11 protein-coding genes are annotated in these 25,882 nt (G+C 50.7%); 5 read left to right on the forward strand and 6 right to left on the reverse strand.

The genetic code is table 11. The features are described 5' to 3' along the window. Nucleotides 1-69 precede the first annotated feature (69 nt). Entirely contained in the window at nt 70-2,004 is a 1,935-nt protein-coding gene (locus tag NATSA_RS11215) for a metallophosphoesterase (protein ID WP_210512679.1), read from the reverse strand. A gap of 416 nt (nt 2,005-2,420) precedes the next feature. On the opposite strand from NATSA_RS11215, the gene NATSA_RS11220 reads away from it, so the two are divergent. Together NATSA_RS11220 and NATSA_RS11225 are read left to right on the forward strand one after the other, a co-directional pair. Further along, nucleotides 2,421-5,978 (forward strand): T9SS type A sorting domain-containing protein, encoded by a 3,558-nt coding sequence (locus tag NATSA_RS11220; RefSeq protein WP_210512682.1) that lies wholly within the window; start codon nt 2,421-2,423, stop codon nt 5,976-5,978. A 479-nt stretch (nt 5,979-6,457) separates the two neighbouring features. Beyond that, on the forward strand, nt 6,458-10,063 hold the full coding sequence (locus NATSA_RS11225) for a T9SS type A sorting domain-containing protein (protein WP_210512684.1): 3,606 nt from the start codon (nt 6,458-6,460) through the stop codon (nt 10,061-10,063). A gap of 224 nt (nt 10,064-10,287) precedes the next feature. On the opposite strand, the gene NATSA_RS11230 is transcribed toward NATSA_RS11225, so the two are convergent. From NATSA_RS11230 to NATSA_RS11250, 5 genes are all read right to left on the reverse strand, one after another. Then, a complete protein-coding gene (locus NATSA_RS11230; RefSeq protein ID WP_210512686.1) occupies nt 10,288-11,460 on the reverse strand; it encodes an acyltransferase family protein in 1,173 nt (390 codons plus the stop codon). Between the two features lie 35 nt (nt 11,461-11,495). Then, nucleotides 11,496-13,790, reverse strand: coding sequence for a protein O-GlcNAcase (locus NATSA_RS11235; protein WP_210512688.1), 2,295 nt, complete (start codon nt 13,788-13,790; stop codon nt 11,496-11,498). Nucleotides 13,791-13,820: 30 nt separating this feature from the next. Then, nucleotides 13,821-14,993, reverse strand: coding sequence for a metallophosphoesterase family protein (locus tag NATSA_RS11240; RefSeq protein WP_210512691.1), 1,173 nt, complete (start codon nt 14,991-14,993; stop codon nt 13,821-13,823). 208 nt (nt 14,994-15,201) lie between these two features. Then, on the reverse strand, nt 15,202-17,742 hold the full coding sequence (locus tag NATSA_RS11245; protein ID WP_210512693.1) for an Ig-like domain-containing protein: 2,541 nt from the start codon (nt 17,740-17,742) through the stop codon (nt 15,202-15,204). Nucleotides 17,743-17,867: 125 nt separating this feature from the next. Then, entirely contained in the window at nt 17,868-18,857 is a 990-nt protein-coding gene (locus tag NATSA_RS11250) for a TolB-like translocation protein (RefSeq protein WP_210512694.1), read from the reverse strand. A 570-nt stretch (nt 18,858-19,427) separates the two neighbouring features. Here NATSA_RS11250 and NATSA_RS11255 point away from each other — a divergent pair. Genes NATSA_RS11255 through NATSA_RS11265 form a run of 3 tightly spaced genes read left to right on the forward strand, consistent with a single transcriptional unit; the run spans nt 19,428 to nt 25,850 of the window. Then, a complete protein-coding gene (locus NATSA_RS11255; RefSeq protein ID WP_210512695.1) occupies nt 19,428-22,622 on the forward strand; it encodes a TonB-dependent receptor in 3,195 nt (1,064 codons plus the stop codon). 42 nt (nt 22,623-22,664) lie between these two features. Then, nucleotides 22,665-24,788 carry a phage tail protein gene (locus tag NATSA_RS11260; RefSeq protein ID WP_210512697.1) on the forward strand — a complete coding sequence of 708 codons (2,124 nt, stop codon included), beginning with the start codon at nt 22,665-22,667 and terminating at the stop codon, nt 24,786-24,788. 39 nt (nt 24,789-24,827) lie between these two features. After that, nucleotides 24,828-25,850: a PorV/PorQ family protein gene (locus NATSA_RS11265; protein WP_210512699.1), complete on the forward strand. Its 1,023-nt coding sequence runs from the start codon at nt 24,828-24,830 to the stop codon at nt 25,848-25,850. Nucleotides 25,851-25,882 lie beyond the last annotated feature (32 nt).

The raw sequence follows: 25,882 nt of genomic DNA on the forward strand, positions 1-25,882 counted from the left end.
TTCAGAATCAATGTCACGATCATAAAACCGCACGCTGCTTCATCAGGTGACTAATTTGCAATTTGTTGATTAATCACCTGATGATATTTCCAGCAGCGCCGCCGTACCTGCTGCCATATGAAGCCCGTCGGTGCTGATCACCCGGTGGTACAATCGGTACTTCCCGCCGTTTTTTTGATCAGTGTGAGAAGAATCCATTCCGGACAATATTTCTTCAGCGTTCAGCTCAATCCGGTTCTCATATCTGGCATGTTTCTGAAAAAGAATATCATCAAAAGTGTCATCTCTGCTGATTTGATAGACAAATCCCACAGGAAAGCCATCGGGGTGAAGCACATCGTCCCAGGTCACTTCAAAATCAAAATTTTTACTGTTTTCCGGGGCATGATCGCCCGTGGTTTCATTTGAATAGTTCCCGCTTTCACTGCCTCCGTTTCGTTTCCGGTCTGTGCTTTGCTCATCCGGGCTGATGACCGTATCGGTTAATGCAACAGCCGGCGGCTCCGTCGTTCCTTCGGGCAAAAGCTGGCCGCGAATGCCGCCATCGGGATGATCCAGTGTCCGGATGGCAATGTGAACCATACCGGCAGCAGTCATTTCCTTCTGATGGGAAGTCAGCCGCACACGGCCTTCAAAACAACCGGCAATATCCGTTTCGGCAAAGGTCTCCCGCAAGGTCTCGGGAAAAGAATCATTATTCCCGAAAGCATCGGGCAACCGATCCTGCATATCGGTTTCATCAGGGTGGACCGGAAACAGCGTTGCGATGGTTTCGCCCTCAATCTGCTGCGGACCGAAGCGCAGTGCGACGGCTGCTTCCGGGCCCTGAAGAAGCGTGCTTCCAGGATCCGTAAAGCACCCCTCAATCATCAGTGAATCGCCTTCAAGCCGGGCCGAAGCTGCTGAGACCGGAGTCAGTGATTCCGGCTCGTGAAGAAGCGCGGTATAGGATTGCGCCGGCTTCTGGTCATCCCTGACAAGGTATCCCTGAATGCCGTGCAAGTGCACAGGCAGCTCCCGGTGCGTAATGCGCTCATCATTGACGGGGTTTCGGGTGGTATTTCGGATGTCTCCGCTGTCCCAGTCGAAATCGAGTACCGTGTAGGCTTTCCGGGGCGGATGAGGACTGCCCAAAATCTGACGCGGCCCCTGTCCAACGGCACCGGCTGACAGGAGCCTGATGTCATCCCGCTTGCCGGGGTAATAAGCATGATGGTGTCCGCTCACATACATGTCCACACCATGCTTGCGGAACAGCTCAAGGTAGCGGTCGGGCTTATTCAGAACCTCTCCCGGTCGGTTGCGCCCATATGCAAGAGGATAAAGAGGGAGATGTCCCAGAACAATACGGTATCTGGCGTTTTGAGCCTCTTCAGATGTGAGCTGCTCCCTGAGCCATGAAATATTTTCTTCGAAAATCCTGGCCGATGATGCATCCCATGTAGCGAAGAATATGTCGCCGTGTTTGTAGCTGAACCAATAGGGATAGTGCTCTTTGGACAAGAAGTTGAGGCCGGGGTCGCTTTCCGGCCGGTTCCAGTACTCGGCGGCAACGTCACGCTCATGATCAAAACTGCCGGATGATGATCCGTCGTGATTGCCGAGTGTAAAACCAAATGGAATCCCGGCATCGCGCATTGGTGCAGCGATACGTTCATCAAACGCATCCCACATGGCCCAAAGATCATCCTCGTCGAGACGGAGATGCTGCCCCGCGATCATGTCGCCGGGAATGATGACGATATCGGGATCGTATCCGGGCAGGCGGGCCACGACGCTGTCCACTTCCGGATCATAATCTGTAGAGCCATAACTGCTGTTAAGGTCACTGATGATGACAATACGGGTATCACCGCGTTCTGGTGGAGATTCGGGCTGGTTGGCTGAGGCCCCGGTAGCTATTGTTGTATTGAAATGTAGCAGGCCGGTCAGGAAGAAAGCAAAAAAAAATAAAGAAGTGGCGATAAAAGTGCGATTTACCGGAGGGTGTAACAAGGTGAACATGGCAAATGATCCTGGAGCTAATAACGAATATTTTTGGTGTGTGAAACAGATAAAGGATGACTCCTGATAAACAGGTTATATACAAGATAAGAAATGCTGCCGGCAATTGTGGGTTTACATCACTGTAAGGGTGAGAACCTGCGTACGATATTTCATAAAAGATGTTAATAGATATTGCAAAAAGCGATAAAATTAAGTAGGTTTGTAAAGCTGTGTAAACCAGGTTTCCCGGTCGGGAAGCGCTGCCAGCACTTGTAGATGCAATTGCTGCAAATACAGGAAAAGGACGTAACAGGGACGAGCATTCGACAGAAGGTTCATTGCATCACAAAGTGATTCCGGATGTAAGCTGTTGGATGTGACCGGTCCTTTTATGGTTTATGAAACATTCAGGAACATTAAATAATGGAGAAACTATGAATCGACTATTACAACGGCTGTTGTTGAGTGTCGCACTGGTTGGACTACTGTCTGTCAGCGCTACTAAACAGGCCGAAGCGCAAGCTTTGCTTGATACCCCCAACTGGGAAGTTGTGGCAGACAGTGTGGACTGGCTTTCCGATTCCGGCAACCAGACCCGGGGAGTTGCCGCAAATCCGGTGACAGGAAACATTATTGTCGCAACCCGCGCAGATGGAACCGAGGTGAAGGTTTTGGATCCTGCGGATGGCTCTGTAGTCAAAAACCTTGAAATCGGTGCTGTCAGCGGTGGTTTTTTTCCGGTAAACCGAATATCCGTAACAGATGATGGCCAGATTTTTGTAACCAATTTTTCACTCAATGGCCCTGAACATCGTATTTACTGGTGGGCTGATGAAGATGCCGATGCCAAGATGGTATGGGATGGCGATCCTTATGGCGACCGGGTAGGTGACGGATTTGGCGTAACCGGTACCGGAGATGATATCAAAGTTTACGTATCCGGAACATTTCAGACCCAGCTTGCCGAGTTTACATGGGATCCGTCTGAAGAAATGCTGGATGGGCCAAGGCTGATCAGTTTGCCGAATGAAGACAATGCCAATGCCAGTATTGTTAAAGCACCCGATGAGGAAGCACTATGGATTAACGGACGGGATGCTCCGATTGTCAAAATCGACATGGACGGTAATGTGCTCAATCAGATTCCGGAAAGTGTTGTTGCCAATGGAAATGGAGAGCTTGATATCATGACAATAGATGGCAACACATTCCTGTTGACCGGTGTACGTGCACCTGATGACAACGTATTTTCCATTATCGATATCTCTGATGAAAATGCTCCCTATGTTATCGCTGAAACCAAGGATCTCACCATACATCCCAATGATTTCCGTGTAGCCGATGTGGCATTCGATCAGCCGACATCAACGCTTACCGTACTGGTAACCAACAGCGGTCTCTTTAATTTCACGATAGATGCAGATGAAATTGTGACAGAAGAACTTTTGGGCGAATATTACATCCCCCAGGGTGATTTTCCCAGAGGCTTCGAATCACTAAAGCAGGCTTTTGATTCACTGGGTTCCGCAGGATCAAATGGTCCGGTGACCTTCTTCATAGCTGAAGACCTTGATGAATCTTACAACGAGTTGGTGCTGGAAAGTAAAAATATTAGCGAGCGTAATTCACTGCGCATCAAGCCGGCTGCAGGTGCGACACCGACGATCACGGTTGCTGATACTGTTGGTGTGGAAGGCGGTAGTGCAGGTATTACCGTGTTTAATACAGATTGGGTTACCATCGATGGTTCCAACACGGTCGGCGGTACGTCTCGCGACCTTACGATTCTGGAGACCGAGGGAGTCACCAACCGATTGATTTCGGTTCTTTCCGGATCGGAAAATGTCACAATTAAAAACACCGTCCTGCTTGCTGAGGGTGGCGGTTCGACCGGTATTCGTGCGCGACGTGATGATGCCGATACTGCAGTTCCTGTAAACTTGATGATTCAAAATAATCAGATCGGCAGCCAGGATAATCCTTTTGCTGACGGCATGACGCTCTGGGGAACCGCTGATCGTCCTATCAATGTCCATGTGCATGGTAATAACATTTATACTGCCGGCCGGGGTGTTGCAACATTTCACAACATCGACAATACATTTGTAGGAAACACTATAGAACAGCACAATGTTGGTGTAGACCGGTCATGGAATGCAGGTATCTATTTTGTTCTTATGAAAGGAGAGACTGTTGTCCGTGAAAATAATATCACCCGACTTGCGGTGAATGCTACAGATGAAAGTGCGTATGCGGCTTCCATTGTAACCAACTTCAATGAGGGCACCATGACCATAGCCAATAACCTGTTTGGCGGTATGCCTGTTAACGAAGGACCGGTAGCCGATAACAACTTCTACGGCATTGCCATTAATAATGCCGGTAGTGTTGCAAGCATGGATGTCTACCACAACACGTTCCGTTTCCTTGATGGAGAAGAGGCGGGTAGAACCGCAGGCGTTGGATTTGAAGGTGTGGAAGCTACGGGTGAAAGCTATGATTTCCGTAACAATATCATCCACAACGAGACCGGCAATGATGCTGCACTTGCTATTCACTGGCTTGGTTCCGCAGGTCAATTCAACAGCAACTATAATAACTACGTGGTTGCCAATGAAGATGCGAACCTTATGCAACTCGGCGATGAAACGTTTGCAACGCTATCAGAATGGGTCATGGAAACTCAGCGTGATCAGCGTTCTTCGAGCGTTCCGGTGGAGTTTGAAGCCGCTGACAACTGGCGTCTTGCCGGTGAATCCATTGGTGATCTGAATCTTGCCGGTACACCGATTGCGGCAGTAAATACTGACTTCGAAGGCAACATGCGTGATTCCGATAATCCTTACATGGGTGCTTTTGAGGGTGATGCCGTTCTTATAGTTGAGCCTGATATCCGTCCGTTTGCACTTCTTCAACCGGCTGATGGTGCTGATGTTGATCTTGGCGAACTGGAAGAAAATGTAGAGATCAGCTGGGAGTTCCCGCAGTCAACTGTAGCATGGGCGCGGTATAACGGTCAACTTCTCGACGATCAGTTTGCCCATGTCGGTGAAGGTGAAAGCGGTGACGGCCGTTACATCGGCACCCAAAACGACGTGGATGCCTGGCTGCAAACCCCGCTTCTCCAGAATCCGGATACATTGAGCTTCTGGGCTTCCACATTCAGCAACGCAACAGTCCTGGATATGGTAATCGAGATTTCTGAAGACGGCCAGGATTGGGAAGAACTGGAAACGCTGGTAGCTGAAGATGGCGGAACCGGTGACATCAACGTTGACTGGTCCTATCATCAGGTTCCTGTCGAGCGCGAAGGTGAATTCTATATTCGGTTCAGCCAGACCGGCAATGTGGCCGGATCATTCTACCTTGACGATGTAACCGTTAATTCCTATACGTTTACCGGTGAAATCGTTATCGATGAAGACTTCGAAGTGTGGGAGTCTTTCCGCAGTATCCAGTATACCTGGCATCTTGATGTAGCCGGAAGTGACTTCAGCAGCCCTGCTCTGAGCCTGGCATCAGATCGAAGTGGTGAAGCAACTTCGTTGACACTGACACCGGGACAAGTTGATGCCGCACTGGAAAACATTGATGTTGATCCGGGCGCAACTTTCACCGGAAGCTGGACAGTAACAGCAGAGATTGCCGATTGGGTTGAGTTTGCTGAACAGCCGTTTGGCATCAGTCTGACACGACGCGTTCCAACCGGAACGGAAGTGGATCTGGCTTACGAATTCAATGTTCGCCAAAACTATCCTAACCCGTTCAATCCAACAACACGAATCGAGTTTACACTGCCTTCCACCATGGACGTAAAGCTGGATGTGTATTCGGTAACCGGTCAACGTGTAGCTACACTCGTTAACGAGCAGCGACAGGCTGGTGTCCATACCGTTGAATTTGATGCCACCAGACTGGCAAGCGGTATCTATCTCTATAGAGTTACTGCCGGAGATTTTGTACAAACCCGTCAGATGACTCTGATCAAATAATAACTCCACGCTGTAGATGAGTCGGTCTTAATTGGTGCAGATTGCCGCATAAGACCTGATCTCTGAAAAAATAAGCATGTAACAACAAGCCCGGCTTCCGAATGGAGGTCGGGCTTGTTGTTTTTATACAGACAATTCAAAAAATGGAGCAAACTCTCGTTGTTCAGATTAGATGAGTCTGCGGGTGCAGTATACTGTAAACACTTGCAAAAGACAGTAAACAGTAGTAAACAAAACAGGTCTTTATTGCATATGCAGTCAGAATTAAGTACGTTTTTTTTGCACTTTCAATAACAAACATGCTTGTACCTGGAAGCGCTTCATGCTGACATGCAAATTATAGCGTCTAACGCAACAATACAGGGACGTACTTACAGGGATTTTCTTCTCAATCATGCCGGTGGATATTACCGTTGGATACCTTGTAATGTGTCGCTAATTATTTCTAATCAACAAATAATGACTGAAAAGGAGAAGCTATGAATCGAATAATACAGAAGCTCTTGTTATTTGGTATCGTTTTTGGACTGTTGTCCATTGCGGGACTGAACAGGGCGGGTGCCCAGTCTGTGCTGGACGGGCCCAACTGGCAAACTATTGAAGAAGAGGTAGACTGGTTGTCAGATTCCGCAAATGAAACCCGGGGTATCGCAGTTAACCCCGAAACCGGACACGTTCTGGTAGCCACCCGGGCCGACGGTGACCAGATTGTGGTTCTGGACTCTGAGGACGGATCCGAGGTCGGAGAACTGGATCTGACCGGAGTAGAAGGAGGCATGTTTGCCATTAACCGCATAGATGTTTCCGATGACGGACAGATTTTCGTCGGCAACTTTTCCCTGAATGGTCCGGAATACCGGATTTACAGATGGGAAGATGAAGAAGCCGAACCTGCCATGGTATTTGATGGCAATCCGATCGGAGACAGAGTCGGCGACGGTTTTGGTGTTATCGGAACGGGCGATGATGTAAGAGTCTATGCCTCCGGAACATTTTCCGACCAGCTTGCCGAATTTACATGGAATGCAGATGAAGGCGAGCTTGATGACCCGGAAGTCATCACAATGCCCTACGAGGATAATGCCAATGCATCCGTTATTGATGCCCCCGGCGAAGATGCCATCTGGATCAACGGACGTGACGCTCCCATCGTCAAGATGGACCGCGATGGCAACGTACTCGCAGAAATCGGTGATGATGTTATTGCTGAAGGAAACGGCGAGCTTGAACTAATAGAAAACGGTGATGAACAATTTCTGGTCACCGGTATCCGTGCTCCGGAAGATAATGTCTTCTCAGTGATCGATATTTCCGACCTGAATGCTCCGCTTGTTGTTGCCGTAACGGAAGACCTGACCGTCAATCCCAATGACTTCCGTGTTGCTGACGTTGGTTTTGATCCGGCGACCTCGACCCTGACCTTCCTGGTCACCAACAGCGGCCTGTTCAACTTCACATTTGACGCCGATGATATTTTAACCGATGAACTGCTCGGCAGCTACCATATCCCGCAGGGTGATGAGCCCCGTGGATTTGAGTCGCTTCAGGAAGCTTTCGATACGCTCAATGCTGTGGGGACAAACGGTCCGGTGACATTCTATATCACCGATGACCTGGATGAGTCCTATAACGAACTCGCTCTGGTTGATGCCGACGTGACAGAAAACAGCCCGCTGCTGATAACCCCGGCTCCGGGTGCGTACCCCACGATTACCGTTGCCGACACCGTTGGTGTGGAAGGCGGAGGTGCCGGAATCACTCTGTTCAATACCGGATATGTTACCATTGACGGTTCCGGGAACAATGATGTCAACAACAATGACAATAATAATAACGGGAACAATGACAATGCGAACAACCGCAACCTGACCATACTTGAACAGGACGGAGTAACAGAACGCATGATTTCGGTGCTGGGCGGTTCACCTGAAGTAACTATTGAAAATGTGATTTTCGAATCCGCCACAGGTGACGTTCATACCGGTATCCGGTCACGGCGAAATGACGCTGACTCTGCTGTACCGACCGATCTATTGGTTCGCAATAACCTGTTCGGCAGCCCTGACTATCCGTTTGCCGAGGGTGTGCAGCTTCTGGGAAGTGCTGACAACCTTAACCATGGTCTGGTATATCACAACGAAATCTATGCCAGCGCCCGGGCGATTACCACATTCTACAACATTGACAACGAATATGTGGGCAACCACATCGAATTGCACAATGTGGCTGAAGATCGCGCTTATAACACCGGGATTTACATGGTATTGATGGACGGTGAAACGGTGGTTCGTGAGAACAACATCGCACGCCTTGCGGTAAATGCGTCAGATACTACCGCTTATGCCGGTTCTATTGTGACCAACTTCAATTCTGGTACCATTACTGTCGCCAATAACCTGTTCGGCGGCGAGCTCGTCAATGAAGGTGATCTGCAGGACAATAACTTCTATGGTATCGTCATAAACAACGCCGGAAGTGTTGCCGATATGAATGTATACCATAACACGTTCCGGTTTACCGGAAACCCGGATGTAAATATCTCGGCAGCTGTAGGCTTTGATGCCGGAATTGAAGCTTCCGGTGAAAGCTATGACTTCCGCAACAACATCGTGCACAACGAGATAGAAAACGACCGGGCACTTGCCATTGAGTGGCTTGCAGGCGCCGGACAGTTCTCATCCAACTACAACAATCTTGTTGTTGCTGATGAAGACGCCCATGTTGCGCAACTCGGTGAAGAACGGTTTGAGACGCTCGCTGACTGGGCTATGGAAACGGGCAATGACCAGCGCTCGGCAAGTGTCGTGGTTGAATTTGAGGATATCGACAACTGGCGCCTCGCCGGTGAATCGGTTGGCGATGTCAATCTGGCCGGTACTCCCATAGAGGATGTGACGACCGACTTTGACGGCAACCCGCGTGATGAAGCCAATCCCTACATGGGTGCATTTGAAGGCGATATCATTCTGGTTCCCGAGCCCGATATCCGCGCTTTTGCATTGCTCGAGCCGGAAGATGGCACCGGAATCAATCTCGAAGACATTGACGGTGACATCGAAATAAGCTGGGAGTTCCCGCAGTCAACAATTGCATGGTCCCGCTACAACGGTGAACTGCTCGATGACCAGTTTGCCCATATCGGAGACGGTGAAAGCGGCGACGGACGCTACATCGGCACAGAAAATGACGTGGACGCATGGCTGCAGACACCGCTTCTGGAGAACCCCGATACGCTCAGCTTCTGGGCTTCCACATTCAGCAACGCCACGGTACTCGATATGGTAATCGAGATATCCGATGACGGACATGAGTGGGAAGAGCTCAAAACGCTTGAGGCCGAAGACGGTGGCACCGGTGACATCAACGTGGACTGGTCCTTCCATCAGATCGCCATTGAGCGCGAAGGCGAGTACTATGTTCGGTTCAGCCAGGAAGGAGACGTTGAAGGTTCCTTCTACCTGGATGATGTCATGGTCAACTCCTACACCTTCACAGGCGAAGTAGTTGTGGATGAAGACTTTGAGGCATGGGATTCATTCCGCAGCATGGACTTCACCTGGCATCTCGATATTGCCGGTAGCGACTTCGACGATCCTGAGCTGAGCCTGCCTGCCGATCGTGGCGGCGAAGCAAATTCACTCACGCTTACCGCCGGACAGGTGGATGGCGCTCTGGAAGATCTCGGAGTGGATGGCGGCGAAACATTCAGCGGAAGCTGGACCGTTACAGCGGAACTTGCTGACTGGACGGAAAGAGCCGAAGAGCCGTTTGCACTGGATATCACCCGGATGGTGCCGACAGACTCCGAAGTGGACCGTGCCTACGATTTCGCTCTGAACCAGAACTACCCCAATCCGTTCAACCCGACGACAAATATCGAGTTCACTATCCCCGAAACCATGGATGTGCGCCTTGATGTTTATTCAGTCACCGGAGAGCGGGTTGCGACACTGGTCAATGAGCAGCGCGAGGCAGGAGTTCATACCGTTGAATTTGATGCCACCAGACTGGCCAGCGGTATCTACCTGTACAGAGTCACTGCCGGTGAATTTGTTAAGACCCGTCAGATGACCCTGATCAAATAATGGATGCTTCGGTTTTTCGGAAGACCCGGTAGTCAGCCGGTGAGTCCGAAGAAACGCAAACGATCATTACCATAAAAAAATGCCCGGCTTCCATCAGGAGGCCGGGCATTTTTGTTTAGTGGCTGCTCATTAATGAATGGCGGATCGCCAAGTACGCATCATTATATCATTCTGTTCATCACCATTACATCCCGGCGCAACTCACAATGACATCAAGGAGCTCATCACACCTTGACGATGATGTTTTTGCGATACATGTAGCTCAGGATGAAGTACCAGATAACAATCCATGTGATCGCGTACATCAGTGAAGCGTTGATCTCCGAGGCAAACGGCAGAAATACATTGGAGAAAATAACCCGCTGCAGGCTGATGTATTCACCGGCAACCGGAATCTGTATCAGGTTGAGAGTGCGGGCCACAATACCGCTCATAAAGAAGACGGTAAGCGCATTGACACCATACACAACGAAGGGACGGGTCAGGCGCTGGTATCCTTTGACGTCAATCAGCCAGTAGCAGATGCCGAACAGCTGCATACCAACACCGGCCGTGAATATAGCGTACGAGCTGGTCCAGATCGGTTTGTTGATCGGGAAAAACCAGTCCCACACATAACCGATAGCGGCAAAAAAGAAGCCCCAGAGAAGGAACCGGGCCGTCTTTTCAATCGGGTCACGGTCCGACATCAGAATGATACCTGTCATCACACCCAGAAGGGTAGTACCAATTGCCGGAATGGTGCTGAATAGTCCTTCGGGATCGTAGGGCCCGTTGCGATACAGGTGCACATCCGCAAAAATCAGCTGGTCGATGTAGGCAGCCAGGTTGGTATGCGGCTCGTCAATCATGCCCGCACCGTGTCCCGGCACCGGAACCAGCATCATCAATGCCCAGTATCCGACCAGAATACCGGCAATGCTGTAGACAATGGTACGCGGCTTCAGGTAGATGAACATTACCGATGCCACCAGATAGCATATGGCAATGCGCTGAAGAACACCCATGATCCTGATTTCAGACAGGTTCTGATGTATCCCGAAGGAAGGATCAAAAGTGAAGTAGGGATATCCGGCCATCAGAAGGCCCAGGCCAAAGATGATGAGCGACCGGGTAAAGGTTTTGCGCACAAGTACATTGTCCTCTGCACCTTTAGCCAGCGCTTTGGTAAAGGCAAGCACGACCGATACACCGACAATGAAGAGGAAGAACGGAAAAATTAGATCAGTGACCGTCCAGCCATGCCACTCGGCGTGACGCAGCGGCGGATAGATGGCACCCCAGGTGCCGGGGTTGTTGACCAGAATCATGGAGGCAATGGTCGCACCGCGGAATACATCCAGCGAGACCAGCCGCTTCCCGGCACGGAGCGCCTCCAGAGAGTCATTTTTTGTCATAACAGATAATATTATAAGTGTGAAACATTAACATATTACTTCTCCATGCCCGTCAGACGGATAAGCGGAAAAGTGTAGGTATTTCCAAGGTAGGGGCGTGCGGATAAGAGAAACCGGTGCGAATCCCGTCCGTCGTCCGTTTCGGATGTCATCAGTCCGGCAATGGTGGCTCTCATTTCGGATTTGCCGCCATGCGGTACCGCAATCACGGCACTGTAGCCGTAATCCGTCTCCTTCCATCCGAATGAAACCTCCTCGGCGAACGTTTTGGTCAGGCTGCGGAAAGGGTTGGTAACCTGATGATAGAAGAAACCGGTCAGCGTGTACAGGTGAATGTCCGAAATACCCCGTTGTGTAAAAGGCGTCAGGTCCATCACGCGGACTTTATAACCGGGCTCCTGCCATTCGATTTCTTCGTCGGCAAGCCGCTGAGCGGATGCACCTGCTGCCACATCAGAGGTGACCTCCTCCTCATTGTTATTTCCGGAATCATCAGCATCGTTATCGTTGCCATCTTCATCATCAGTGTCGGGCTCCGGTCTCATTACAATGACCGGATCCTGTGGTTTGATCCAGGTCACCGGATCATCGGGATCCGTGTCCACAATCAGCATGATATGATCACCCTGAAAAAACGGTTCCCCGGGTGCAAGCCGGCCTTCCCGGTAAAACCGCATCCCGAAATAGAGATGAGTATCGTCATGGACGACAGCGGTTTCAGGCGGTCGTCCGGTCGTGTTGCCGGCCACCGGGATGGAGTAGAATCCTTCGTATTCCCACTCGCTGAGATCGCCGGACATGTCCACATCGAATGGCGCTTCCCGGGCGGTAAGGGTCTGACGGCCGACCCGGTATTGCAGCTTGCCGCGGCGGTCGACATAATAAGCCGGATCGGCTACCATCGCTTCAAAATCATCGCGGGTGTCTTCCAGAAACGGAATCAGTTCGGAGACCAGTCCCCGGACACGCCGGGTTTGCCGGTCATCATCTGCGGATCCGGTGGCGGTATCTTCGTCATATTCTGATGAGCCGTCATTGTCCGGGGAGTCCCCGTTTGTCTCATTATCGTCATCGAACGGTTCATAACCCAGCGAAATGAGCGATTCGATGGCACCCTGGAACCGGCCAAGACCTTCGGCAATGGTTGCCACGTGAAAGGGTTTGCCGGGGGTGTAGATCGGTGTGAAAACATTGTCATCCCATCCGTGCTCTCTGTAAAGGGCAATCAGCTCACGGATGTGCGGAATTGCGTCATCCGGGAACAGTTCGTTCAGCGCCCTGTCAAGAGCCGGCTCAGGCTCATAGTTGTACGGATCCAGTGCGTAGTAGGCCACAGTCGCCATCGGGATCATGGAAGCATAGGGCTGGTTCATGGGATTGGAGACAATTCCGGTGGTGGTCTTCGCCAGATCGGGGTCACGTCCTTCAAGCGGACCGAGAAAAACGCGCCAGGAGTCGAAGTCATTGACCGGAAAGTTGTCCCAGATCAGCGGCTTGCGCTGCATCTTTTCGCCCCAGTTCCGGGCCTCTTCCGCCGTGATGTGAGAAATGGCAACGTCCGTGCCTGTCCAGAAAAGAGGAACCTCCTCCGGCACCCCTTCGCCAAGTGTATAGACATATTCCCGGTTACCCCAGGCATCGGTGTAGGTGGTCGGGCAGACCACAAGCTCGGTTCCGCGTTCCTTGAGGTCTTCGTACAAACGGTTGATCACATGGACATGGGCTTCCCCCAGATTATCGAACTCTTCCATGTCCTCTTCGTGATTCAATGTCTCCGGAACATCATCCAGGAACAAAGCCACGTGGGTAATGCCAAGATCGATCATGGCCTCCATTTTGTCCAGCAGCGCCTGATAGTCATCCTCGCTGGAGTAGACCATGTCAAGACCCGGGCTGATGGCATAATAAATGATCACATCGTTTTTTTCGGCCTTCACCAGGAGTTCTTCGAAAATCTCAAGCTGCTCCCCGGCATAAGGCTCGCGCCAGCGTGAGCGGTGGTAGGGATCATCCTTCGGGGCATAGAAGTAGGACTGGAGGCCGACCTCGCCCATGAAGCGGATGACGTCAAGGCGTTCCTCCGGGGTCCAGTGGCTGCCGTAAAATCCTTCCACAACACCATGGATGGGGAAGGGGGAGATGTCTGCTGAAACCGAAGAACCTGCTGTAGCGGAAGCCGGCAGCTGACAGGTTAATCCCAGCATCAGCAATGCAAGAAACCCCTTGAGGCAATGCATAACCGGATTTGATGTCCGTTTGAACGATGCACGGTTCCGGCCGGCAACGGATCCGGCATTTTCAGGCAATGATTCAATATCTGAAGGATTCATTTTAATCAAATTCTCATGTTGCATGTCTTGTTATTCACTTTTTTCTGCAGCTTTGGCCAGCTCCTTGCGCCTCAGATATTCCTGCTCTTCTTCAAAGGCCTCCTGTTCGGCAATACGCTCGCGCTCGAGGTCATCTTCTTCCTCAAGATGGTGTTCCCACTCAAATGTGCGGCGATGCCAGGTCAGTTTGTCCTCGTTGACATCGAACACGTTGTATCCCGGCTTGAAACCGATCCAGTTTCCGCCCCACCAGGCAGCGCTGACGGACTGACTGGTGACGTACCAGATGTCGTTATACTTGAAGTCTTCGTTGATGTGGGTGTGTCCCTGCAGTAATGCCCTGACATTTCCGTGACGCTCAAGCACCCAGCGCAGATCCCGGGTATTCTGGATGACACGTCCGTGCATGGAGGGCATGTCGGGATCCTGATTGATCTGACCCAGATGAGAAAATGCGGCGATATGCGTGATGGCAACAACCGGCATATTCGCGTGCGCGGCAAGATCAAAACGGAGCCAGTCGAGCTGTTCCTCACCGATTTTGGCGATGTAGGAAGGGCCGTGATCGGCATCAACTTCATGAATACAGTCAAGAACAACAAAATGCCAGCCAAACTTATTGAAGCTGAAGTAGCTTTTGTCCATGCCAAGCTTGTTCATGATCATGGTTTTGCCAATATCCGGATCATCTACGGGGACTTTTCTTCGCGAATTCCATCCAAGTACATCGTGGTTGCCCATGCAGTGATACCATGGCATGCCAAGATCATCGGAGATGGATTTATAGAGGTCTATCTGATCGTCAAATTCGTCTTTTTCGGTATAGAGACCGTCAAACGGACCGTCTCCGCCCATCAGTGCGAAGTCCGGTTTGGGACTGAGCGCCTTCACATGCTCCACACAGCGCATATATCCTTCATCGCCTTTGCGCCCGCGGCGGACGTGGGAGTCGGTCAGATGGACAAAACGGAAATTGCCGCTTCGTTTGGGCTGAACAGCCCAGGATTTTTCGATACCGGTCTGAGTGAACAGGCCCAGTCCGGCACCCCCAAGGGCCAGTTTTTTGACAAAATCGCGCCGGTTGCATCCCGTTGTCAGGCTGCCTGAGTGAGTGTCATTACTATGATCCGGGTTGCTATCCTTCCCGGAAAGCTTCTTTTTTTTGCTGTGATCTTTTTCAATGTGTCTTTTTTCCTGTGACATGTCCCTGAGGTTTTTAGAAGTTTATCGTTCTCTTAAAATCATTTGTAATGTCTGGCTGCAAGATAACAGGCCGGACACAAAAAAGAACCGGAACAGTCAGCACGGGTTCGGAAATCATACCCGCCGGACGGTCCCGATTCTTTTATTCGATCCGGTTCGTAATACTACAATGTAATAACTAACGAAAAAAAATGCGGATGCCGGCTGCTTACTTGACCAGGGTCATTTTCCTGGTCAGTGTCTGACTGCCGGCCTGCAGCTTGTAAATATATACGCCGCTGGATACCTGAGTGGCATCCCATTCCGTTTCGTGCTGACCGGCCTCCATATGCTGGTCAACAAGCACGGTTACTCTGCGGCCAAGCATGTCGAACACCTCCAGTGTGACATCCTTTGCACTCGGCAAATCGTACCGGATAACGGTTGTCGGATTGAAGGGGTTCGGGTAGTTCTGGGCCAGACTGAGTTCATCGGGGACATCAGCCAGATGATCGCTGCCCGATGTGGGCTCCCTTTCGTAATATTCCACGATACGGTAATCATCTATATAGATGGTACCCGTTGTGGCGGCATCTTCTTCCCAGGTAAGCTGGAAGCTGTCGGTATAGAGCTGGCCGTTGAGCTGACCATTGCCGTTCACCCAGGGCACAACCGGATCGTTGCTCAAATCCCAGGCTACCCGTTTCCATCCTTTCCAGTCGATGTCATACCACTCGCTTCCTTCCAGCTCATTGTTGCCGTCACGAAGCATGAAACGGAACCGGTTTCCTGATCCGTCACCGAATACATACGCTTCAAGGACATAGGAATCATCAAACCGCAGGTTCTGATCTGCACCCGGAGCAAGATACTGGCGAATCAGATGTGTTGAGGCATCCGTCTCCCATCCGTAACTCAACCGCATGGATCCGCTGCTTCCTGATGCAGCGTTGACAATCCGGGTTTCAGGCTCCCGTTCGGTCAGATCGGTGATGATACCGCTTGTGCTTCCGCTCTGCTGGGGAACCCACCAGTCGGAAATTCCGTCGTTGAAATCATCTATAACCTGCATATCGACAATTTCAGGGATTTCGGCGACAAAATGGAACTCCTTGACATCGGTTGTGTTGCCGAACCGGTCGGCCAGTCCGGCCGCTATGGTTACGGTATACTCGGCGCCATCCTCCAGATCAGAGGACGGGAAAAAGTGGAGGATGCTCCTCCTGTTCACCGTATTGAGCTGCGTTGAGCCCCTGATGGTACCTCCGGGTCCTTCGAGGTTGACGGCATCCCTGCTGACGGAGCCAAGCTCAATGGGTTCGTCAAATTCCATCCGGATGACCGGACGCTGTTCCTGTGCCGGACTGTCTGCAGATGGATAATATTCTACCAAAGCCGGTGGATCCGTGTCGGGCTCGGAAGTGGTGATTGTCAGCACATAGTCGCCTCCCGGCTCTCCGTCACCATCCCCGTCCAGGGCATTCCCGTTGAATTTGTCGACCACAATGTCACGGATCGTCAGGGTATATTCCTGCTCAAAATCAAGTGAGTCGGTGGTAATTATCAGAGTAAAGTCATCTTCCCATTCCAGCGTAAAGTCGGCTTCGGGATCAAAACTCACGGCATCCTCGAAAGAATCCGGGTCGGGGATGCGGCTGAAGGTGAGTTCAAGCTCATCGCCAGGTGTCAGTGCGTCAACCGGCGTATAGGCATGTACGTTAATAATGCGCGGAGCCTCGCTTGATTCCAGCTCGACATCCAGAAACGTGAAATCGTGCGTTTCCAGAACAGCGGTAACTGTTTTTTCATAATGGTTGGGCGAATCGACAGTCACCTCAACGGTATCACCGGGAATCAGGCCATCTATATAGTAAAATCCGTTGCTGAGCTCATCGGGGTCATTGGAATATTGGTGGAACAGCGATTCGTACGTGTCGGTGGTATAGGTGTGTTCGCCGATGGTTACCGTAGCTCCGTTGATCGTTTCGCCGCTTTGGGAGTCGGAAATGAAGCCGGTGGCAATACCGACTTCCGGCCGCTCAAGGTCATGATACTCAAGGATGGTCCAGAATGCAGCCTTGGCTTCAAGCCGGCGCCACTCTTCATTGAGATTGCGCATCTGCTGGGTCGGATTGGTGTGAAAACCGGCTTCGCTCAGCAGCGAGGCCATAACCGTTTCCCTGTTCACATGCAGATAAGGCCATTTGTTGTCGTGATTTTCCGGAAATCCCTGATAGAACGTCCGGTCGGCATAGTTTCCGCGGCGGTCAATACGCATGGATTCGGTCAGAATCACATCCATGATGTCCCCGAAATCTTTTCCGCCTTTGGGAGTTTTTTCGACCGTTTCCCCGTTTTCTCTCCATCCCCCGTACAGCATAAGCGTTGAGTTGGCAGAAGGAGACCCCGCGTCACTGTGCACGGAGTAGTAGAAGTCTGCTCCTGTGGCATTGGCATCGCTAGTTCTTTCGGCAAGGCTCACCTGCTGCTCATGGTTGGTGCGGGCCATAAAGACTTCTTCAATATCGGTCTGCTCCTCCAGCATCTCGCGCAGGATAAGCGATACTTCCAGAACCTTTTCGGCCTCGGAGTAATTGAAAAGTCCCATGTTTTCGGTCCGGCTGTGTCCGGGATCGATGTAAATCGACCAGTCGCTGAGTCCGGTTACCTCCTGTGATTCGGCATCAGGCGGGGTCGATATAAGCAGTGCAAGTAAAACAGGCAGCAGGACCGCTGCTTTTATGTTTGTCCCTGTAAAAAAATGACTCATTTTTTTGAAATTTTGGAATGAATACGTGATGATGTGATTACGTCAGTGCAACAGGATGTGCACCGGGAGTGCCGGCATTAATATGGACTCCATGGTACAGAGGCTGAAGTAATTCACGGGGTTGCCTACCGTATGGGCATGGCGTAAATGTTTCCGGATTCGTTGTCGGTGAATGCTATTCGCGTGCCGTCAGGTGAGACGGAAGGATGAAGCGCAATCATATCGGTGCCGGAGGTGAGGTGATGACGTTCACCGGTATCGATGTCAATGGCATAAATTTCCGAACCGGTGATATGATGACCGTCATCTTCCGTAATCACCGCTATAACATATTTACCGTCAGGTGTCCAGGCCGGATCTTCTCCTCTGCCGAGTTCACACAGATCGCTTCCGTCGGCATCGATCAGAAACAGTCCTTCCCCAATGACCTGAAAGGCAATCACACTGCCGTCCGGCGAGGGAGTGATATTGAGAATTCTCCGGTCTTCGAGTTCCACAACGACTTCGGGTTGCTCATCAGCTACCGGTGTTTTTTCAATCCGGTTATCGCGTGAGACCAGAACCGCTTCATCAAGAAGCCGCTTTTGCCTGTCGGCCGGTTGGATACCCGATTCCACCATTTCGATCGACTCACGCATGGGGACGGCTATCCGCTGATCCATATCGGTCCACTGTGGAACTCCGGTGCGTTCCCGGGAGTAGTCCCTGATCACGTGTTCGGTTTTGGTTTCAACATCAAAGCGCTTGACGGCATGCAGGCGGTGACGGTCTTCATAACTTGCCGTGCGGCTGAGGATAGATGAGCCGTCAGAAGACCAGCTGAAACCGTAGCCGGCAGACTCGTCCTGGCTCAGCTGCTCGATTTCGCTGCCGTCGGCCGATGCCGTCCACAGACCGCGGTACTCTGCGGATGTAAAGGCAATTCTGGAGCCGTCCGGCGACCATTTCGGACTCATAAAGTAGCGGGATTCGCTTTCAATGAGTATTTCGGGAGTGCCGGGAGAAAACGGTTGCGCTTGCATGTTCTGGAAGCCCAGCAGTAAAACAAAGAAAAGCGCTACCGGAACCGGCAGCAGGTAGTTTTGTATTCCGTTGTTCATAAGAATTTTACACATTTCGATTTTTGATGGAGGGATGAATGATCAGGGAATACGGTGTGGAAGGGCGCTTTTGAAGTAATTACGTCAATCCGGTGAAATATTGGCGTGCTTTAATTGGTGACGTTACCCCATTGCATCCTTAAAATTGTATGTCCCTGACTTGTGTATTCCATAATAATGAGAAATAATTAATATTTCATGATTTTTTGTTGGGTGGCAGCTTCTTGTCTTCTGTCCGGATTCAGGGATCATTTCCCGAATACTTACCCGGAAACCCTCACGGTTGTTTACATCAGAATACATTATCTTTTCAGGGTGTTTTGATATCCGGCAGGATGTTAATAATTGTTTAAAATTTTTCTTGACAAACTACAGGAAATTGAGAATATTTGATCATTGAAAGATCAGTGATCCAGGGACATTATGATCAAGCACAGCAGCCACACCTCCCTAATTAGTACAGAAACCAGCCTCAAGGCATTGTATGTATGATTCTACTGCCGGAAAAGACTGACGTGCCTACCTGCAAAGCAGGGCTTTAATTTTTTTTACGTAAATAAACAACATGTCTACAACGCGATAATTATGTCAGGAAAGAATACACCAACCTTCTCTCGAATCGCTTCCAGGCGTTTTACGGGGTTATTTTTTGCGCTGCTTTTTTTAAGCAGCAGTGTCATTGCGCAAACCGGCCGGATATCAGGCGATGTGACCGTCGCCGGGACAGACGAAACCCTTCCGGGTGTAAACGTCATCATTGACGGACTGCAAATCGGTGCAGCAACCAATCTGGACGGATACTATTCCATTGTAAATGTTCCACCCGGAACCTATACGCTTCGTGCCAGTGCCGTCGGCTTTGCCACGGTAGTCATGGAAGACGTCCGGGTAAACATCGATCAGACCACTATTGTTGACTTCCAGCTTCGTGAGCAGGAGTTTGTCGGGGATGAAGTTGTGCTGATTGCCGAAAGGCCTGTGGTTGAGCGGGATGTTTCTTCAAGCCGGGCAAATATCAGCTCCGAACAGATCGAAAGTATGCCGGTAACCAACATTCAAAGCGTGGTTAATCTTCAGGCCGGTATTCAGGGCGGATCCATCCGCGGTCTTGGGGAAGAGTACAGCCAGTGGACACTGAGCGGGGTAAGTCTGCGTGACGAGCGGGACAACACACCCTACCAGGCGGTCAGCCTGACATCTATATCCGAAGTACAGGTCCAGACCGGCGGATTTAACGCCGAACATGGAAACGTACAGTCCGGTATAGTAAATATTGTGACCAGGGAAGGAAGCCGTGACAGATACAATGCGGATGTTATCTTCCGGTATCGCCCGCCGGGCAAGAAAAATTACGGCATTTCCCCGAATGACCCGAATTCGTACTTCATGCGTCCTTTTCTTGATGATGAGGTCGCCTGGACCGGTACCCAGAATGGTGCCTGGGACCGCTATACACAGCGCCAATATCCAGAGTTTGAAGGATGGATATCTGTATCCGAAAATAACATGGATCCGGAAAGTCCATACTACGGCCTTTCTCCCGCTGCTGCCCAGCAGGTATTCCTGTGGCAAAAGCGCAAGGATTTTGCTATTACCGATCCGGATTACGATTTGGATATTGGTTTTGGAGGCCCCATGCCCATCATAGGTAACTCACTTGGAAATCTTCGTTTCTGGGCATCTCACCGCCGAACCCAGGAAATGTATCTGTATGCTCTTTCCAGGGATCGTTATGAAGATCACAGTACGCATATCAAGCTTACTTCTGATTTGCTGCCGGGAAGGGGTATGAAGCTGAGTATTGAAACCTTGTTTGGAACACAAACCGGTACCAACGATAATAATTCAGGTAATCCGGGTATTTTCCGTGGTGCCAGTGATATTGCTGCCGCACCCAGTATGCATTCCTATCAGGACGGAGTGGTCTTTTCTTCCGATTATTTTGCACCCACAAGCGTGGATCGGTTTGTCCTTGGTGCCAAATTTACCCACTCGATCAGTTCGGATACGTTTTATGAACTGCAGGTCAGCAACTTTCACTCAAGCTATGACACCAATCCTTCGCCTCTCCGGAGTGATGAGACATTGCGGGTCTTTGGCAACGGATATGAAGCCAACGAAGCTCCGTTTGGTTTCATGCCGGAACCGTCCGACGGTATCGGTGACGGTATGCGGATGGGCGTTGGCATGAGCAACTCCCGCGACAGCAGTGAAGTCAGTTATTTGACGGTCGATTTCGACATTACCAGTCAGCTGAACCGCTACCTGCAGGTGAAGTCAGGCCTGGAGTTTGTCCGCACACACAGCAAAGTGAACTATGCCCGGTTTGACGAATTCCTTCCAAGCCAGAACACGGTATCGCGTTGGGACAGAAAACCGCTTAGGGGTGGCGCATATGCCCAAACCCGTCTTGAGTTTGAGGGTATGGTTGCCAATCTTGGTCTGCGCCTTGATTACTCCTATGCCAATACAGATTGGTTTGAATTCGATCCTTTCAATCCGGCACTGGGAAGTGGCAATATTGATAATCTGGAGGAATTGCTCCAGACTAGCGACACGGATCATCAATTTTATCTAAGTCCGAGAATCGGGGTATCGTTTCCAATTACAGTGGAGAGCAAGCTCTATTTTAACTACGGTCACTTCCGTTCCATGCCGACTCCCGAAAACCTGTACATGGTCAGGGAAAGCATGCTGAATGACCGGGTGGCACGTATCGCTAATCCGAATATGCCGCTTCCGCAAACCGTATCCTATGAGCTGGGGTATGAGCACAACATCTTCCAGAACTATTTGATACGTGTAGCCGGTTTCTATTCGGATATCTCCAATCATGCCGAACTGGTAAGTTATCTTAGCTCCGACCGCCAGGTTTCTTATACCATCAGTCAGCCCAACCGTTATCGTGATCACCGGGGGATTGAAGCCACACTGGAACGCCGTGGAGGCCGGTTTTTCCGGGGATTTGTAAACTATACCTATACGGTAACATCAACAGGACGGTTTGATTTTGCTACTCAGTATGAAAACCCGGCACAACAACGACAATACGAACGGACAACAACCGCCAATGATCAGCTGCGTCCGGTAGCACGTCCTTATGCAAGATTCAGTCTGGACTTCTTCACACCGGCAGGTTTCGGGCCGGACTGGGGTGTATTAAATCCACTCGAAAACTGGCGGGTGAACTTTCTGGGTTCCTGGCAGGCCGGCAGGTACTTCACCTGGGCCGGTGGCGGTGCCGCTCCCCGCGGAATTGTGAACAATGTGCAGTGGCGTGACTACTACAATCTTAATATGCGTGTAAGCCGCGAATTTGAGGTGACCGGAACCCGCATTCAGTTGTTCATGGATATGAACAACGTATTTAATACACGCCGCATGTCTCAGTGGGCCAGCTACGGTTATTCGGATGGTGAAGATTACAACCGGTACATGAGATCGCTGCATCTGCCCCGGGAGGTTCTTGACGAGCTCGACTATGCAGCGGTTCCCGGCAGTGACCGGCCCGGTGACTACCGGGAATCCGGTGTCGAATTTGTGCCTATCGAGCCGATCGTCAATCTTGATAATGTCGAGCGTCCGAATGAGCGTGCACTCTATTTTGATACTCGTGATGAGCAGTACTATCAGTACCGGGACGGAGTGTTCATCGAGGCGGATCAGAACCATGTAGATCAGGTTCTTGATGACAAGGCTTACATCGAAATGCCCAACCATACTTTCTTCACCTTCCTGAACCCGAGAAATGTATTCTGGGGAATCCGGGTACGGTTTTAATCCAAATAGACTTAATCATTATTGTAATCAGAGAACGTATCTATGAGAAATCATTTCATCTCAATATGCAAGACCGCATTATGTGTCTGGGTGGCCTTTTTCTGGCTGCTCAGCGGTCAGACTTCTGCCCAGGATGCCACCTGGCTGAATGTAGGATCTCTTCATAACTGGTATTCAGAAATCGGCAATGAACGGGAGCACGGGCTGGTAACCTCTCAGCAATACGGTTTGCGCTGGCCTGCCATTTTTGAATTCCAGGACGCCCAGGCAACCAAAGCCTTTTGGATCGGTTCACGCGGCTTTGATGATGGGGTCAATGCACCGTTCGACTACAAGGTAATTCACACAGGACCGAGAGTACTGGGAGCGGATCATTTTTTTCCACAGGAGTTTACCCTCTATTCCCGCTTTGATGCACCGGAAGTGTTTGTCGATGGTGTTCCTACCTTCTTTGAACAGGTGATACCCGATGAAATCGATCCCGATTTGCCCTCTGACAGAATGCTGCGGAATACAGTCCGGACTTCCATGGGTGTGACTTTCACCAGGGAAATCCATCAGTTCAGTCAGGAGCACCATGATAACTACCATATCATGGATTATACCATAACTAATGAAACAGGCCAGTACAACGATATTCCTGAACAGACACTGGAAGACCTGCTTTTCTACTTTCAATTTCGCTATTCACCGGTCAGAAAGTCGCGGTACCTCGTGGCAAACCACACCGGATGGGGCCGAAATACCATGAATGACAGGTGGGGTGATGGCCTGCGGGGTCAGGAGCGTGGCGAACCGTTTTCAGACGGTGGCCCGCCCATGCGCGCCTCCTATGCCTGGCATGGATACGAGCCGGAACGCAGAATTGACTACAACAATATTGGAGCACCGCAAATTGATCCGGTCACCCAGTTTATGAGCCTTGCTGATACACTGGGGCATCTGCTGGCGCATCATTTTGTCGGTCATGCCACTATCCATGCTGATGCCGGACCGGGTGATCCCTCCAACGACATGAATCAGCCGTATACGCTTGGCCACATCAACTCTGATGACGATCTGAAGTCTTCAAATGATCCGTTCAATCGCGCAAGAATGCAGCGTGAGTACAATATCATGAACAGAGGGGTAATGTCACGCCACGCTTATCAGGTGCATAGCGCTTCGGAGTTTATTGATTTTGCGGATCAGGAAAGTGATCCGAGGCTGGGTACGTCCGGAGGCATGTCTGCCATGAAAGCATACGGACCTTATACACTGGCACCCGGAGAGTCGGTGCGCATTGTCTGGGTGGAAGGGGTATCCGGCTTGAGTGTGGAAATGGCCCGCGAAATAGGAGAAAAGTACAAGGCTTATGTTGAGGACAGGACATCTGATGCCCAGGGGCCAAGGATAGATGGCTCCACGGGGATCATTGATGATAGAGCCAAAAACGAGTGGGTAATGACTGGGCGGGATTCCCTTCTGCAGACATTCGAGCGGGCTATTCTGAACTATAACAACGACTTTGCCATTCCGCAGCCGCCGGAACCACCGAGTATTTTTCAGGTTAACTCCGGAGGTGATGGAATTTTCCTGGATTGGCAGTATGATGGGGATCAGGGGCAGCTTGAAGCTTTTGAAATCTACCGTGCACAGCAACGCTATGACAGTACAGCGCACCTGGTTCATGTTGCCGATGCCTCGGAACGATCTTTTGTGGATGAAACGGCTATTCGAGGAAGGGATTATTACTACTACATCTCTGCAGTGGGGCCGGATCAAACCGGAGATCCTGCAACGGGTACACCGGCAGGAGCGCTGAGAAGCAGCAGGTACTACACACAGACGTTTGACCCGGCACGACTTCAGCGTCAGGCTGGTGAAGCCATGTCGCAAATTGCCATCGCACCCAATCCCTATGTGCGGACTGACGATGACAATCTCCGCTTCACCACACGCGATGAGGTTGCCTTCTTTGATGTTCCCGGCGAAGCTGATATAAGTATATACACGGAGCTTGGAGAGTTGGTGCAGACCATCGAGCACCGTGACGGCAGCGGAGATGCCAGCTGGGATCTGAGAACAAGATCCAGGCAGCTGGTTGTCAGCGGTATTTACATCGTTGTATTTGATAATCTGGAAACCGGCGAGCGGACGACCCGCAAGCTCGTAGTGGTCATGTAACAACACGAAATTCATTTAACAACTCAACAAGGTTTGATCGTGAAACGAAAGCAATTATTTATATCCTCCGTCCTGCTGCTCCTTTGCTGTCTATTGGTTAGTGATACCATTGCACAGGAGCGTGAAAAGCGTGCTCAGACAACCATGAAGTTTCTGAGTGTATCCACCAATGCAAGAGCTTCCGGAATGGGAACGGCCATGACTTCTGTAGAAGCCAATTCGGCCTATTCCATGCTCTACAATCCTGCTTCTTTATCACGACTGCCACAAAATGTGGATATGTCGTTCGGTATGGTGAACTGGATTGACGGCATCGACTATAACATGGGTGCGGTTGCTTACCGGCCGGGCGACGGTCGCTATGGGGTATTCGGACTCAACTTCGTCATGGTGGATTATGGTGATATCGATGAGACGATTGTAGGTCCTGGTGAAAAGGGGTACTACAGGCTGGGAACCTTCCGGCCGCATGCCTATACAGTAGGCTTCAGTTACTCACGGGCGCTGACCGGCCGGTTTTCCGTTGGCGGTAATCTTAAGTACATCGCCATGGATCTGGGATCTGCGACCCGCTCACTTACCTCGGGGGGCGGTCTGGTTCGTGACGATTTCAGAGAAGAAACTATCGGCTTTGATTTCGGTGTGCTCTATCTGACCGGGTTTGAAAGCCTGAAGCTGGGGATGTCTGTCCGCAACTTTTCCAGTGATGTTTCTTTCAATGAAACCGACAGCGAGCTGCCCTTAACCTTTCGGATCGGTGTTTCCATGGATGTCATGGACCTGTTTGATGTCGACAGAGATATGCACTCATTTCTCGTCAGCATTGATGCCAACCGGCCAAGGGACTTCGATGAACAACTTATCCTGGGAGGGGAATACACCTTCTTGCAGCGGGTAGCCGTTCGTGCCGGATACGGATATCCGACAGACACCCAGCAAATTTCAGCGGGATTTGGAATCCGGCAGCCAATCGGATCCATTAATCTTGCTATCGATTACTCCTACACAAACTTTGACGTGTTCAGCAACGTAAACACCTTTTCCGTTCAATTCGGATTCTAAAATATTGGATCAAACGAATGTTTATTAATAGA

The sequence above is a fragment of the Natronogracilivirga saccharolytica genome (assembly GCF_017921895.1).
Lineage (GTDB): Bacteria > Bacteroidota > Rhodothermia > Balneolales > Natronogracilivirgulaceae > Natronogracilivirga > Natronogracilivirga saccharolytica.

Bases quoted from the DNA above. Each gene is read 5' to 3' on its own strand.
- NATSA_RS11220 (WP_210512682.1), top strand. From the start codon at position 2,421: ATGAATCGACTATTACAACGGCTGTTGTTGAGTGTCGCACTGGTTGGA.
- NATSA_RS11250 (WP_210512694.1), bottom strand. From the start codon at position 18,857: ATGTGTAAAATTCTTATGAACAACGGAATACAAAACTACCTGCTGCCG.
- NATSA_RS11230 (WP_210512686.1), bottom strand. From the start codon at position 11,460: ATGACAAAAAATGACTCTCTGGAGGCGCTCCGTGCCGGGAAGCGGCTG.
- NATSA_RS11245 (WP_210512693.1), bottom strand. From the start codon at position 17,742: ATGAGTCATTTTTTTACAGGGACAAACATAAAAGCAGCGGTCCTGCTG.
- NATSA_RS11215 (WP_210512679.1), bottom strand. From the start codon at position 2,004: ATGTTCACCTTGTTACACCCTCCGGTAAATCGCACTTTTATCGCCACT.
- NATSA_RS11235 (WP_210512688.1), bottom strand. From the start codon at position 13,790: ATGAATCCTTCAGATATTGAATCATTGCCTGAAAATGCCGGATCCGTT.
- NATSA_RS11240 (WP_210512691.1), bottom strand. From the start codon at position 14,993: ATGTCACAGGAAAAAAGACACATTGAAAAAGATCACAGCAAAAAAAAG.
- NATSA_RS11260 (WP_210512697.1), top strand. From the start codon at position 22,665: ATGAGAAATCATTTCATCTCAATATGCAAGACCGCATTATGTGTCTGG.
- NATSA_RS11225 (WP_210512684.1), top strand. From the start codon at position 6,458: ATGAATCGAATAATACAGAAGCTCTTGTTATTTGGTATCGTTTTTGGA.
- NATSA_RS11255 (WP_210512695.1), top strand. From the start codon at position 19,428: ATGTCAGGAAAGAATACACCAACCTTCTCTCGAATCGCTTCCAGGCGT.